General features: G+C 58.5%; 14 protein-coding genes. 12 read left to right on the forward strand and 2 right to left on the reverse strand.

Annotated features, from left to right (window positions below):
- Positions 1-175: 175 nt before the first annotated feature.
- The 3 genes from ACYQ1Z_RS06200 to ACYQ1Z_RS06210 are packed head-to-tail and all read left to right on the forward strand — an operon-like array spanning position 176 to position 5,188.
- On the forward strand, positions 176-1,414 hold the full coding sequence (locus ACYQ1Z_RS06200) for a bifunctional glycosyltransferase family 2/GtrA family protein (RefSeq protein WP_459791627.1): 1,239 nt from the start codon (positions 176-178) through the stop codon (positions 1,412-1,414).
- A gap of 2 nt (positions 1,415-1,416) precedes the next feature.
- Positions 1,417-3,288 carry a glycosyltransferase family 39 protein gene (locus tag ACYQ1Z_RS06205; RefSeq protein WP_459791628.1) on the forward strand — a complete coding sequence of 624 codons (1,872 nt, stop codon included), beginning with the start codon at positions 1,417-1,419 and terminating at the stop codon, positions 3,286-3,288.
- Positions 3,254-5,188 carry an ArnT family glycosyltransferase gene (locus ACYQ1Z_RS06210; protein ID WP_459791629.1) on the forward strand — a complete coding sequence of 645 codons (1,935 nt, stop codon included), beginning with the start codon at positions 3,254-3,256 and terminating at the stop codon, positions 5,186-5,188. The genes ACYQ1Z_RS06205 and ACYQ1Z_RS06210 overlap by 35 nt, the downstream gene beginning before the upstream one ends.
- A 226-nt stretch (positions 5,189-5,414) precedes the next feature.
- On the opposite strand, the gene rpsI is transcribed toward ACYQ1Z_RS06210, so the two are convergent.
- Together rpsI and rplM are read right to left on the reverse strand one after the other, a co-directional pair.
- Positions 5,415-5,921, reverse strand: a complete 507-nt coding sequence (rpsI, locus tag ACYQ1Z_RS06215; protein ID WP_459791630.1) for a 30S ribosomal protein S9 — start codon at positions 5,919-5,921, stop codon at positions 5,415-5,417.
- Between the two features lie 37 nt (positions 5,922-5,958).
- Positions 5,959-6,402, reverse strand: coding sequence for a 50S ribosomal protein L13 (gene rplM, locus ACYQ1Z_RS06220; protein ID WP_459791631.1), 444 nt, complete (start codon positions 6,400-6,402; stop codon positions 5,959-5,961).
- 321 nt (positions 6,403-6,723) lie between these two features.
- Here rplM and ACYQ1Z_RS06225 point away from each other — a divergent pair, with 321 nt between their 5' ends.
- The 9 genes from ACYQ1Z_RS06225 to ACYQ1Z_RS06265 all read left to right on the forward strand — a co-directional run bounded on the left by ACYQ1Z_RS06225 (position 6,724) and on the right by ACYQ1Z_RS06265 (position 14,101).
- Entirely contained in the window at positions 6,724-7,362 is a 639-nt protein-coding gene (locus ACYQ1Z_RS06225; protein WP_459791632.1) for a prepilin peptidase, read from the forward strand.
- A 280-nt stretch (positions 7,363-7,642) separates the two neighbouring features.
- Positions 7,643-7,843, forward strand: a complete 201-nt coding sequence (locus ACYQ1Z_RS06230; RefSeq protein ID WP_459791633.1) for a Flp family type IVb pilin — start codon at positions 7,643-7,645, stop codon at positions 7,841-7,843.
- Positions 7,844-8,005: 162 nt separating this feature from the next.
- A complete protein-coding gene (locus ACYQ1Z_RS06235; protein WP_459791634.1) occupies positions 8,006-8,206 on the forward strand; it encodes a Flp family type IVb pilin in 201 nt (66 codons plus the stop codon).
- Between the two features lie 73 nt (positions 8,207-8,279).
- Positions 8,280-8,672 carry a TadE/TadG family type IV pilus assembly protein gene (locus ACYQ1Z_RS06240; protein ID WP_459791635.1) on the forward strand — a complete coding sequence of 131 codons (393 nt, stop codon included), beginning with the start codon at positions 8,280-8,282 and terminating at the stop codon, positions 8,670-8,672.
- Complete coding sequence (locus ACYQ1Z_RS06245; RefSeq protein WP_459791636.1) at positions 8,660-9,676, forward strand: pilus assembly protein TadG-related protein; 1,017 nt, start codon at positions 8,660-8,662, stop codon at positions 9,674-9,676. Before ACYQ1Z_RS06240 ends, ACYQ1Z_RS06245 begins: the two co-directional genes overlap by 13 nt.
- Before the next feature lie 150 nt (positions 9,677-9,826).
- Complete coding sequence (gene cpaB / locus ACYQ1Z_RS06250; RefSeq protein ID WP_459791637.1) at positions 9,827-10,474, forward strand: Flp pilus assembly protein CpaB; 648 nt, start codon at positions 9,827-9,829, stop codon at positions 10,472-10,474.
- Positions 10,471-11,676 carry an AAA family ATPase gene (locus ACYQ1Z_RS06255; RefSeq protein ID WP_459791638.1) on the forward strand — a complete coding sequence of 402 codons (1,206 nt, stop codon included), beginning with the start codon at positions 10,471-10,473 and terminating at the stop codon, positions 11,674-11,676. Before cpaB ends, ACYQ1Z_RS06255 begins: the two co-directional genes overlap by 4 nt.
- Positions 11,673-13,148, forward strand: a complete 1,476-nt coding sequence (locus ACYQ1Z_RS06260; protein WP_459791639.1) for a CpaF family protein — start codon at positions 11,673-11,675, stop codon at positions 13,146-13,148. Before ACYQ1Z_RS06255 ends, ACYQ1Z_RS06260 begins: the two co-directional genes overlap by 4 nt.
- Positions 13,149-13,150: 2 nt before the next feature.
- Entirely contained in the window at positions 13,151-14,101 is a 951-nt protein-coding gene (locus tag ACYQ1Z_RS06265) for a type II secretion system F family protein (protein WP_459791640.1), read from the forward strand.
- Positions 14,102-14,110: the final 9 nt, after the last annotated feature.

Genomic DNA, 14,110 nt, shown 5'->3' on the forward strand with positions numbered 1-14,110 from the left:
CTAGAGGATGGGGATGCTGAGAACCTGCGTAGACCACTTCCTCGGGCCTGTCCTACTTGGTGAGTACCTACCTGCTTTCGACGGTAAATACGCGAACTACTTGGTTTTTTTTGTTCCTACCTGTCTTTCCCCAAAAGCCTCGCCAGCCCTATTTGGCCACCCCTACGATCCATGCATGACACCTAGCTATGGGGGCTTGGCGCTCGAAATTGTTGTACCGGTCTACAACGAAGAAGCGGTACTCGAAAGCAGCATCACTAGGCTCGCCGAATATCTGACGCACGAAATGCCATCGACGTGGAAAATTACCATCGCCGATAATGCAAGCACCGACCGGACTCCGGTGATTGCCGCTCGACTCAGCGAGCACATGCCAAACGTCGACTACCGCCGCCTTGAGGTCAAAGGCCGCGGCTTCGCGCTTAGGGATGCCTGGGGCGCCTCGGAGGCAAAAGTCCTCGCTTACGTGGATGTGGATCTGTCCACGGATCTAGCCGCACTTCCACCGCTGGTCGCGCCACTCCTTTCGGGACACTCCGATATTTCCATCGGCACGCGGCTGGGGCAAAACTCGCGGGTGAGCCGTGGACCCAAGCGGGAGTTTATTTCCCGCTCCTATAACTTTCTGCTTCGCCGGACCATGCAGGTGCGTTTTTCCGACGCTCAGTGCGGTTTCAAGGCAATCCGGGCAGACGTTGCCAATCGCCTGCTTCCCCATGTGGAGGACAACGGCTGGTTTTTCGATACCGAACTGCTGATTATCGCGGAGCGCTCTGGTCTCAGAATTCATGAAATTCCCGTGGATTGGGTGGATGACCCTGACAGCCGAGTGGACATCAAACAGACTGCCCTGGATGACCTGCGCGGGATGGCACGTGTAGCTGGATCCCTGGTAAAGGGGGTTATTCCAGTGCAGGCGATCTATGCCGAGCTTGGACGACGGCCGATCGTGCCCGCCGGCAGGCCCAGCTTCTTTGGGCAGGTCCTACGCTTCGGTGTGGTAGGCGTCGCCTCGACGCTCGCGTTCGCGCTGCTGTACCTGATTCTGCAAGGCCCCTTTGGCTCACAGGAAGCGAATTTTCTCTCGCTTCTTCTGACAGCCGTGGGTAATACGGCTGCCAACCGCCGCTTTACTTTCGGAATCAGCGGACCGGAAAAGCTCTTCACACATCAGTTGCAGGGTTTCATCGTCTTCTTGCTGGCATGGAGTATTACTTCGTCCTCGCTGCTTGTTCTGCACAGCGTCCATCCTGACGCCGCGCCAAACCTCGAGTTGCTGATCCTCACGTCAGCAAATGTCCTCGCCACGCTGATGCGATTCGTCCTTCTCCGGCTTTGGGTGTTCCGCGTGCGGCGGAGCGGTGAAGGGTCCTTCGCTGCCGGGCTTCAACCTGCTGGCGAGCCAGTTCGGTGAGTGTGGCAGAGGCGGGCCGGCTATCGGCCCCCACGCTAAGCCGTGCAATCCGAAAATCGCTGCCTTGGGAGCAGATCGGCCTGGCGGTTCTGCTAGTCGGAACCGCTACGTCCTTTCTTTGGGGACTTGACCGGAACGGTTGGGCCAACCCTTACTATTCAGCGGCCGCCCAGGCAGGTTCACAGGACTGGAAAGCATTCTTCTACGGCTCCCTCGACGCCGGCAACCTCATCACCATCGACAAACCACCTCTGAGCATCTGGATCATGTCCCTCTCGGTCCGGCTGTTCGGACTGAACTCCTGGGCCATCCTCGTACCCCAAGCACTCATGGGCGTGGCCACAACCTGGCTTATCTACAAAATCATCCGCCGCAGCCACCCTGCCGCGCCGGCGCTCCTCGGCGGCCTCATCTACGCAACCACACCCGTCGTCGTGCTCATGTCCCGCTACAACAACCCCGAACCGCTCATGGGGCTGCTCACCGTCGCCGCCGCATACTTCATCATCAGGGCAATCGAGGACAACCGCTGGAGCTGGTACCTCCTCGGCGGGACCGCCCTCGGCCTTGGATTCATGGCCAAACAAATCCAGGCCCTCCTGCCCATCCCAGCCCTCGTACTCGCCGTCCTGCTCTTCGGTGCAGGCACCCTTGCATCCAGACTTTTCCGACTCCTCGGATCGCTCGCCGCACTGGCCATCAGCGGAGGCTCGTGGATGACCGTCGTACAACTTACACCAGAATCAAACCGCCCCTACATCGGCGGATCTGCAACAAACAGCATCCTCGAACTCACCCTCGACTACAACGGCCTCGCACGCTTCCTGCGTTTCAGTGCTGATCCACAAGGAGGAGGAGCCGCCGCCCCGGCTGCTTTCGAGTATGACGGCGGGTTTAGCCGGCTGTTCAATGCAAACTTTGCTACCGAAGGGGCGTGGCTCCTCTTTACGGCGGTGGCCTGTTCGCTCACATTGACACTGCTTTGGCAGCAAGCGGGGGTAAGCCGCCGGACGAAAGCTTTGATTTCTTGTGCGGTGCTTTGGCTCCTGACCGCTTTTATTGCGGTGAGTTTCATGGGCAACATGACTCACACCTACTACATCTTTTCGCTCGCAGCCCCGATGGCTGTGGTTGTCGCCTTGGGAACACGGCTTCTGTGGAGCCAACGGCACCGAATTGTGCCCCGGTGCTTGGGCGCGGTGCTCCTTGCCGGTAATGGTTACGTGGCGGCTCGAATTTTCCAGTACAGCGATGCTTGGGGAGCTTGGCCGGCCGTTCTGCTCGGTGTAACGCTCCTGGCCGTGGCGGGGTGGCTATACACCGGGCCAAGACACTTTGAGATCCTCACTACAGCGGTGGTGGTATTGGCCCTGGGGCTCGGCCCTCTCGCAACGAATGTGATAACCCTCCCTAAAGCACACTCCGGTACTAATCCTCTATCAGGGCCGGTAGGGAACAATCCAGGCTCTTTATCGGCCCACTTGGACGCCGCCCGTCGGGGCGACCCCCCGCTTGCCAGGCATCTGGGATTCGGTGTTGAGCCGTCTGACGGAATCACGTCCCTTCTTCGCGAGGCTTCCTCACAAACATGGGCTGCGGCGACATACACCGCACAAAACGCAGCACAGTATCAGCTCGCTTCAGGACGGCCGGTTATTGCCCTGGGAGGCTGGCTGGGCAACGACCCAGCACCAACAATCGACCAATTCAAGGCCCTAGTGCTGCAGGGGCGCATCGCATACTTTATCTGGCAGCAGCCAATTCTGGATGAAGTACCGCTGGGTCAGGACGTAATCGACATCACTGACTGGGTGCGCACCAACTTCAAGGGGGAGAACATTGACGGCTCTACCATCTACGACCTACGAACCTGACGGAAAAAGGAGCCTAGGTGACGCGGTCTCCAGCATATGGAGAGGCAGGCTCGAGGATCCCCGATGGGAGCGTCCAGCCCTCATCCTAGTGCTGGCCCTAAACAGCGCTCTTTATTTCTGGAATCTAGGCATTAATGGATGGGCTAATGCCTATTACAGCGCGGCGGTTCAGGCCGGAGCGACCGACTGGAAAGCATTCTTCTTCGGCTCCCTCGACTGGGGCAATGCCATCACCGTAGATAAGCCCCCGCTAAGTCTCTGGGTTATGGGGATATCTGCTCGGATTTTCGGATTTTCACCAGTAAGCATCATGGCACCACAAGCTGCAATGGGAGTCTTGACGACGTTTCTCATCTACGCCCTACTGCGTAGAAACTTCTCAGCTATCGCGTCCCTCACCGCTTGTGTAGTGTTTTTCACCACGCCCATAATCACGTTGCTTTCGCGGTACAACAATCCTGACCCCCTGATGCTTTTCCTGATGGTGGCGGCTGTATACCTTGCTGTCCTGGGTCTGGAAAAGAAGAGCGACAAGGCGCTTTTCATGGCGGGAGTCTTACTGGGTCTAGCTTTCATGACCAAGCAATTGCAAGCGCTCCTCTGTGTTCCCGCCTTGGGGATTGCCATCCTTACTGCAGGGAAGACCAGCCTCTGGCACCGACTGCGAACCGGAACGTTAGGACTCACTGCAATGGCTATTTGTGGCCTGTCCTGGATGCTTCTCGTAGAACTGATCCCTTCTGATAGCCGCCCTTACGTTGGCGGCTCGCCAACCAACAGCGTTTTGCAGCTAACTCTCAGGTATAACGGGATAGACCGCGTTATCAGCACGCAAGAAGACCCGACAATCCAACTGATCGATGAGAAGTACCGATCAGAAGAAAGCGATATTGGATTCTTTCGCCTATTCAACGCCAACTTTGGCCAAGAAGCTTCGTGGCTTCTGATCGTCGCCCTCGCAGCCTGCTTGATCATCGCTATCCGATGGCAAGCTGTAACACGGACTCATGGTCGATTGGTCACCACAATAGTTGTAGTTGGATGGTTCCTCACTACTTACCTGCTGCTCAGTTTCATGGGTAATGGGATACACACCTACTACAGTGCAACGATGGTACCTCCGTTAGCCCTCCTTATAGGCATAACGGTTGACATACTTGTGGCGCACCGCAATAAGGCAAGTGTACGGATAACTGCGTCCATAGTCGGGATTATGGGCACAGTTTTTGCTGCGGCACTGCTAAATTTGGGGGCCGGATGGCCGGACTTTCTCATTCCAGGAATCCTCATCGCAGGATTCGCGGGGTCAGTGCTAATTGCGGTTAAGCCACCGTTCAATGTAGTAGATGGACTTGCCATCGCCCTGCTGGCTTTTGCCCTCCTTGCAGGGCCGGTCCTCATCTCTGTATTCAACGTCCTGTCACCGCACCATGGTTCAAATCTCCTCTCGGGCCCCGTGACAAAGAGCAACGTAACCATAAGCCACTTCCTGGCTGGTGCGGAGGAAGGCAAGCCAGTGTGGGCAAAGGAACTCGGCTACGGATTAGTGCCCGGTCCCAACTTGGCAGCACGTCTCGCCCAGCCTGGTCCATGCAAATGGGCGGCTGCAACGTACCCAGGCCAAACGGCAGCCCAATTTCAACTCGCTGTCCAAAAACCTATCATGTCTTTGTCTGGTTTCATGGGAGTGGATCCCTACCCGACTCTGGAACGATTCCAGAGAGAAGTAGACTCGGGAAGCATCTGCTATCTCGTGTGGCAACAAAGCCATCTCGACGTGCCGGGAAGAAGTGAATCTCTCGTACAAATATCTGATTGGGTCAGGGCAAACTTTCCATCGGAGGAAATAGATGGGTCGACAGTCTATGATCTCCGGAAAACCGAGAAAACCGTCAATTGAATCCAATTCAGCGAAAGATGCGCGAAAAACCACCGTTAGCAAGTGATGGCTATCTTGGCCGGCAGTTTCATCAACTTTCGGTGAGCCCCATCACTCGATGCGCGTTGTTGGGAGTCGCGACCTCAGCGACGGCTTGTACTGGGACACCCGATGTCGGCATAGAGGTAGGCTATAGCAGCAGAAAGCCCGCCCCGCAATGGCGGGACGGGCTTCTGCGCAAGCGGGATTAGCGCTTGGAGTACTGCTGTGCCTTGCGGGCCTTCTTTAGACCGGCCTTCTTACGCTCGATGACACGGGCGTCGCGGGACAGGTAACCGGCCTTCTTCAGGGTGGCGCGGTTGTTCTCAACGTCGATCTCGTTCAGCGAACGGGCGATGCCGAGGCGAAGGGCACCGGCCTGGCCGGAAATGCCGCCACCGTGGATGCGGGCGATGACGTCGTAGGCGCCTTCAAGATCCAGGATCTTGAAGGGCTCGTTGACGTCCTGCTGGTGCAGCTTGTTCGGGAAGTAGTTCGCCAGCTCGCGGCCGTTGATGGTCCACTTGCCGGTGCCAGGCACAACGCGGACGCGTGCAACAGCTTCCTTGCGGCGGCCAACTGCAGCGCCGGCAACGGTCAGAGCCGGGCGTTCCTTCTTGGGAGCAGCTTCAGCAGCAGAGCTCTCAGAGGTGTAGCTGGTCAGGTTTTCCTCGGCCTCAGCGGCCTCGGTGGTCAGTTCTTCGTTCTGAGCCACGATTCTCCTTGTTAAGTAAGTTGTTTGGTGGCCAGGACTACTGGGCGACCTGGGTAATTTCGAAAGTCTTGGGCTGCTGTGCGGCGTGGGGGTGCTCAGCACCGCGGTACACCTTCAGCTTGCCCAGCTGCTGTGCAGCCAGGGAGTTCTTGGGGAGCATGCCCTTGATGGCCTTCTCCACGGCGCGGACCGGGTTGGATTCCAGCAGTTCCGCGTAGTTGACGGAGGTCAGGCCGCCCGGGTAGCCGGAGTGGCGGTAAGCGCGCTTCTGGTCCAGCTTGGAACCGGTCAGGGCGACCTTCTCAGCGTTGATGATGATGACGAAGTCGCCCATGTCCATGTGGGATGCATAGGTGGCCTTGTGCTTGCCGCGCAGCAGGATTGCGGTCTGGCTTGCAAGACGGCCAAGGACAACGTCGGTGGCGTCAATGACGTGCCACTGGCGGTTGATATCGCCGGGCTTCGGGGTGTACGTACGCACGGTGTTTGCCTCGTTCTTGTTCTGGCGTTCTTGTTTAGGCGCCACACAGCGGTGGACACCTACTTTCTGCGCGCTACCGGAGCAGAGGTGAGGGCTCTATGTAACCAGTCATCCTGAAGTTCCGAATGTGACCGTCGAGTAGTTATCCTGCAACCGGATTCTCAAACGGGCACGCACCATCGGACTAGGACACGCACAACGACTACCAAGATTAGCGCGTCAGGGGGTTCAGGGTCAAAATGGGGTAGCCGGGGGACGCCAGTGCCTGCGGCTTCACGGACGCAGGGGGTCGCGGTGTTGGCAGCAGCTCTGGAGAGTTCCATGGAATGGAGCCTCCTCGTGGGAACCTTCTTCTTGGGCTGCCTCCTCGCCCCCGCCGCCGAATCCCTCATCGCGAAGCGTCTTCCACGGTTCGGCGGGTTGCCTTCCCTGCCGACACGGATAACGACGGCGGCACTCACCGGCATTCTCTGCTTCGCCTTTAGCTTGCGGTTTGGAATTGCCCCCTATCTCCCCGCATTTATCCTCCTGGCCATCCTCGGCGTGCAGCTTGCGCGGATCGATATAGCACTGCATTTGCTGCCCAATCCTCTCGTACTGCTACTACTCGTGGGCGGCATTTTCCTATTCGTGACGCCTCACCTGCTGGGCCAGCCGACCGGCAGCACACTGCGCGCGGCGCTCGGTGCCGTCATTTTGTTTGCCGGCTACCTTGTATTGGGCCTAATCTCGCCGGGAGGCATCGGGATGGGCGACGTTAAGCTGGCAGCCCCAGTTGGCCTCTATCTCGGGTACCTAGGGTGGAGCCAGTTGCTCTACGGGGGCCTGCTGGGATTCATCCTGAACGGCGTGGTTACCCTGGCAGTAGTAGGTCGAAAAGGCCGGAAAAGCACCGCAGAAGTCGCCCACGGACCTACTATGCTCGGCGCTCTGGCGGCCACGACGCTGTTCATGTCTTAGCCAATTCGGCGTTCTTTCAGCGTCAGCCTCACCTGGCAAGTAGTTCCTGACCCAAGTAGTGGGCCGAGCGCCCGCGCTACTTCCTAAGTACTCCACCCCGCCTTCGAGTACGTACTTCTTTGACGCGCCCAAAAAATCGAGTACCACTACGCATTGTTGCTGCAATCCCCCAAATGACAACCTCTTCTTAGCGAAGTCCAGCCGCTAAAAATGTTTATGGGGGCAGCTGGAAATTCGTTGAAATAAAACCAATCCATTTCACCGAATTAAGGAAAATACAATGACTTCTCTTATGGTCTCGATGATGGCATTCATTGCCGGCGTCAAGGATCGTTTCTCCTCCGAAAAGGGCGCAACCGCGACTGAATACTCGCTTCTCGTTGCCTTCATTGCACTCCTGATCATCCTGGGTGTCACTGCATTCGGAACCGCACTGAACAACTGGTTCTCCAGCCTCGGCTCCCGCGTCGGCACCTGGTAGGAGCTGCCTCGCAGGTGCGCCGCGCAATGGCATACGGAACAGGGCGGCGCACCTCGGCTGGCAGCAGACGGCTAAATCCTGCAGGGCCAGCAAATCGATCGCTTGGGGTGATCAGCTGTTCGTGACCGCGACGGCACCTCTACTGACAAAAGGGAAATGAAAATGACTTCTTTCATGGTCTCAATGCTTGCCTACGTAGCCGGCGTTAAAGATCGCTTCACATCCGAAAAGGGCGCAACCGCAACCGAGTATTCACTCCTCGTTGCCTTTATCGCCCTCCTCATTATTCTCGGCGTCACCGCCTTCGGAACCGCGCTGAACAACTGGTTCTCCAGCCTCGGCTCCACCGTCGGAACCTGGTAACCCAACCAACTCCGAATGTGCCGTGCTAACTCTGCACGGCACATTCGGTTTCCAACCATCCTCGGGGGATCCGTTGAAGAAGACCCGCAAAGAAAGCACGGAACACAAGAGCCGTGGCGCCATAGCTGTGGAGTTCGCACTAGTTGCTCCCGTGTTGCTGGCACTCGTCATCGGCATCGTCGAATTCGCCAACGCGTACAACGCTCAAATTTCGGTAACCCAGGCAGCCCGCGAAGCGGCCAGGACCATGGCAGTGAAAAACAGCCAGACGGACGCTAAAGCAGCGGCCGTTGCTGGCGCTCCTGGTGTCAACTCGGGCGCATTCAGCTATTCCTTCAGCCCTGCAGCCTGCACGCCCAACGCTACTGCTCAGGTAACAGTGACCTACCCGGCAGCAACTCTGACTGGGCTTTTTGGCAGTTCTGTAACTCTCACTGGAGTAGGAGCAATGCGATGCAACGGCTAGGAAAGGCCAAAGACCGTGAGCGGGGAGCTGCCGGAGTCCTGGTTGCCGTCATGATGGTCGTACTGATCGGTGCCGGCGCCTTGGCGGTGGACACGGGCCAAATCTATGCCGAGCGAGCCCAACTCCAAAACGCAGCAGACGCAGGAGCACTGGCGGGCGCCGACCTCTGCTCCGTCACTGGAGGTTGCACGCAAGCCCAGGCGGACGCTGTTGCGGCTGCCCTAGCCAACAGCAACTCCAATGACAACAGCTCCACCGTCCAATCGGTGGATCTGTCTGTCCCTGGGGAGGTGTCCGTTACAACGTCCACAAAGAACGGGACTACCAACGCCGGCTTCCTGAGCAAGATGTTTGCGAGTGCACTCAACGCCCCTGCCGTCACGGTGGGTGCTACAGCCACCGCCAAATGGCTCTACCCGACCAAAGGCGTCACGGTCCTCCCGCTGACGTTCGCGCCATGCGAATTCAAGGATGACGGGCTGCCACACAAGATCCTCACCCAGGGTGGAGGCGGCGGGGCCACGGACTGCAACGGGCTCAATCCGTCCAACCAGATCATTCCCGGCGGGTTCGCCTGGCTCGATCCCGATGGGACAAGTGGCTGCAAAGTTACAGCTGAGGTCGGGGAATGGAGTGCGACCAGCGCCGGCGCTGCAGTACCCAACGGTTGCATCGATCTCTTCAATCCATCCGTAAACCCTTCCTTGGCGAATTCGACCGTGGCGTTGCCCGTCTACAAGTACACCTGCGCCGGTATGCCGGCGGCGCAGTTCGGCAGCTGCCTTGGAAGCTCTGTCCAGTACTTCATTGAGAAATGGGCGGGCTTCAAGATCCAGGCCTGGAACTTGGGTGGTCAGGCCAAGTACGACCCAACCAACGTTTTTGGCGGCAGCGAAAAAGGCTTGTACGGAACGTTCGTCGGATACTCCGCAGATCCCAGCCTCTTCACCGGAGGCACAACCACTCCCACGGGCAACGTTGTTGTCCTCGGGCTGATCAAGTAAGCATCATCAAAGGGGAAAACAGTGAAAGCACGCCTACTGGGAGGCATAGCCGCGCTAGTTATCGCGATAACCGGCACAGTCCTTCTGATCACTTACGTACAAAGCGCCGACGCCCGTGCGATGGCCGGAACCGAAACTACGGAAGTCTTCGTGGTTCAGACAGCCATCGCAGCGGGAACTCCAGCCAGTGAGATCGGAGGAGCAGTCGCCAAGAAACCGCTACCGAAGTCGGCAGTCACGGGCGACAGCGTCACTGAACTCAGTGAGCTGGGAAATAAGGTAACAGCCGTATCCCTGGTCCCCGGCGAACAGCTCCTGGCCAGCAGGTTGGTGGAACCGGAATCTTTCCTTGGCCCCTCGCGCGTGCCCGTTCCCGATGGGATGCAGGAGATCTCGCTCAAGCTGCCGATCGAACGAGTTGTGGGTGGAAAGGTTACGGCCGGCGATACCGTGGGCGTCTTCATTTCGCTTACCGAAAGCACAGGATCGGGCGAAAACGCCACCCAGTCCGCGGGCACGCAACTCACCTTCCACAAAGTTCTTGTCACCGCCGCCCAGTTCAGCAACGGCAGCCCAGCACAACCTGATGCCGCCCAGGAAGGTGAGTCCGACGGCGCCCTCGCATCTGGCGAGAACCAGAGCGACGGCACGTACCTCATCACCGTAGCCCGCAACTCTGTTGATGCGGAGCGCCTGGTATACGCTGCCGAGTTCGGCAAAATCTACCTTTCCAAGGAGCCCAGCGAAGCAACGGAAGGTAACACCGGCGTGGTGGACAAGACGAAGGTATTCCGATGAGTCGCTTCATATTGATCACCCCAAGCACGGATTTCGAACGTCGGGTACGGATGGCAGTCGCCGGGATGCCCGGATCACTCCAGTTCTTCCAAGCCGATTACCTTCCACAAGGGCCTGAAGAAGTCCTAAAGCAGCTTCTTGGTGAACCACCGGAGGTCTTTATCCTCGGCCCGGGTCTGCCGGCAGAAGAAGCCCTGAAGTTTGCGGCGGTCATGGATCTCCAGTATCCCGAAATCAGCATGATCCTGGTTGCCGGTGAAACCTCGGATGTCGCCGTTCAGGCTATGCGCGCCGGCATCCGGGATCTCCTCGATCCTGCCGCGGAAGTCGACCACATCCGCATCATCGTGGAACGTGCCAGTTTGGCCTCCGCCGGCCGCCGACGGGGGCTTGCCCCCAGCAGCTCAGAGCATCACGAGCACGCCGCAGGTGGCCGCATCATCGCTGTAATTTCTCCTAAGGGAGGGGTCGGCAAGACCACGGTGGCAACCAACATCGCCGTAGGCCTTGGCAAGATCGCCCCAATGGGCGTGGTCATTGTGGACCTGGACCTGCAGTTTGGTGACGTGGCCAGCGGATTGATGCTGGAGCCGGAGCACACCATCACAGACGCTGTCGTCGGGGCAGCGAGCCAGGACTCCATGGTTTTGAAGACATACCTCACCGTGCATCCGGGCGGTATTTACGCCTTGTGCGCGCCAAAGAATCCTGTCGAAATGGACAGGATCAGCGGGGAGAATGTCAGCCATCTGCTGTCCCAGCTGCGCCAGGAGTTCCAGTACGTGGTTGTTGACACCGCGCCGGGGCTTGGTGAGCACGTCCTGGCGACGCTCGACATGGCATCCGACGCTGTCTGGATTTGCGGTATGGACGTTCCAAGCATCCGCGGCCTCCGCACCGGCAACCAGATCCTCGCGGAACTGAACCTTTTACCCGAACGCAGGCATGTAGTCCTCAACATGGCCGACCGCCGCAGTGGGTTGACACTTCAGGATGTCGAAGCCACGATCGGCGCGCCCATTGATGTAGTACTCCCCCGATCGCGAACACTGCCCTTCTCCACAAACAAGGGTGTGCCGCTTCTCCAGGACGGAGCCCGGGATCCAGCTGCCAAAGGGCTACGGCAGTTGGTTGAGCGGTTCAAACCCAATTGGGAAGACAGACCACACAAGAAGTTGCACAGAAGGGCGGTTGTCCAGTGAACCTCTCACGCAGGCTTGAAAAGGCACGCGGCATCGAGTCGTCAGTGCCGGCGGCATCAGACAACCAGCATGAATCCTTCCTGTCCCAGGTTGTACCCCTTGAACCCGTCACCTTGGGACGTATCCACGAGGCAAAGGCGGCCGAACCGGCTGAGGTGGTCGAGCTTGCCCCAACGGCAGCCGTCGCCAGCGGTGCGCTGGGTGCCCTGAAAGAGCGGGCGAGCCAAGCACTTTACGAACGGCTGGGAGCACGCATCACTGACTCCTCACTCGAGGAATCCGAGCTCCATCAGTACGTCAAAGACGAACTGAAGGCGGTCGTCGATGAGGAACAGGTACCACTCACCTCCAGTGAGCGGCAGCGGCTCATCCGGGAAATCATCGACGACGTCCTTGGGCACGGACCCATCCAGCGCTTTCTCGATGATCCGTCAATTACTGAGGTCATGGTGAACCGCTTCGATCAGGTCTACATCGAGAGGGCGGGCAAACTAACGCTGACGGACACGAAGTTCGCGTCGGACGAGGCGTTGCGGCGCGTTATCGAACGCATCGTCTCGAAGGTCGGCCGCCGTATTGACGAGTCGTCCCCGCTCGTGGATGCGCGCTTGGCCGACGGGTCCCGTGTGAACGCCATCATCCCGCCGCTTGCAGTGAACGGCCCTGCGCTTACGATCCGCAAATTCGGAGGTGATGCTCTCACGGTCGATAAGTTGATCTCGTTCGGCAGCCTGTCTCCCGAGATGGCAGAACTTCTCCAGGCGTGCGTTCTTGCCCGGATGAACATCATTGTTTCCGGCGGTACGGGCACCGGTAAAACCACACTGCTCAACGCACTTTCGTCGTTCATTCCTGCAGCCGACCGAATCGTCACAATCGAGGACGCCGTAGAGCTCCAACTTCAACAGGACCACGTTGTGAGGCTCGAAAGCCGTCCTGCCAACATCGAGGGCAAGGGGGAGGTGGCCATCCGCGACCTCGTTCGAAATTCACTTCGCATGCGTCCCGATCGCATTGTGGTCGGCGAAGTCCGTGGCGGGGAATGTCTGGACATGCTCCAGGCAATGAACACGGGTCATGACGGTTCCCTTTCCACTGTTCACGCTAACTCCCCGCGAGACGCGATAGCACGCCTTGAGACTCTGGTGTTGATGGCTGGCATGGACCTACCGCTGCGTGCAGTCAGGGAACAAGTGGCATCAGCCGTAAACCTCATTGTTCATATTTCCCGGCTTCGGGACGGCACCCGCCGCGTTACGCACATAACCGAAGTGCAGGGTATGGAGGGCGATATTGTGACTCTCCAGGACGCCTTCGTCTTCGACTACGCAGCGGGCGTTGACGCCAACGGTAGGTTTCTGGGCAAGCCCATCCCGACGGGCGTTCGCCCCCGCTTCACGGACCGCTTCGCGGAGCTTGGCATTCGCATCTCTCCCCACGTTTTTGGGGCAGATCCGGTCCGAGGCAGGTAGAAATGGGCAACGACACTCCAGTTGTCCTCTTCATGGGCGGGCTGTTCCTGGTCTACATATCGCTGGCACTGTTCTTTGTCTTTGTCTGGAAGGGCAATTCAGGCGTTCCACTGTCCCGACGGCGACCAGACAGTGTCCAGCATTCGTCAGGCCTCACCCGCCTCACCAACCAGGCCGTAGGCGCCCTGAACCGCAGCCTGAAAAAGCGCCCCACCGGCATCTTCAACCGGGAGAAACTCGAACAAGCCGGCCTTAACAAGGAACCCGGTGATTACCTTCTGATGGCCGGTGCGATCACCCTCGTGGCAGGGGTGATGGGCTTCTTCCTCGGCGGACTCGGCATCAGCATTCTCTGCCTCATCCTGGCCCCCTTCCTTCTGTATCTCGTGCTGAACTTCCTTATCGCGCGCCGGAGAAAAGCCTTTGACGCGCAGGTGCCCGACACACTCCAGATGTTTTCCGGCGGTCTCCGCGCGGGACACAGCCTCCTCCGGGCCATTGATGCTGCAGCACAGGAAAATGACGGGCCGATGGCAGAGGAGCTCAGCAGGATCGTCAACGAGACCCGGATTGGACGGGACCTCGGTGAGTCGATGGCTGACGTCTCACGAAGGACGGCAAGCGAGGACTTCTACTGGATCGCACAAGCTATCGAAATCCACCGCGAAGTCGGCGGTGACCTTGCAGAGGTCCTGGATCACGTCGGCGAAACCATTCGGGATCGGAACCAGGTAAAGGGACAGGTAAGGGCGCTGAGCGCAGAGGGCCGAATCTCGGCTTTGGTTCTCATGGCACTCCCCATCCTGATGTTCATAGGTCTGGTTACCTTCAATCCCACATATGCGCGGGTCTTCACCACGACCTTTATCGGGTTCGTTATGTTGGCCGCAGCGATTGCCCTTCTATCCGTCGGCGGTCTCTGGCTCAGCCGTATCATCAAGCCGAAATACTAGGGGGCAGAC

This window comes from Arthrobacter sp. AD-310, assembly GCF_054656615.1.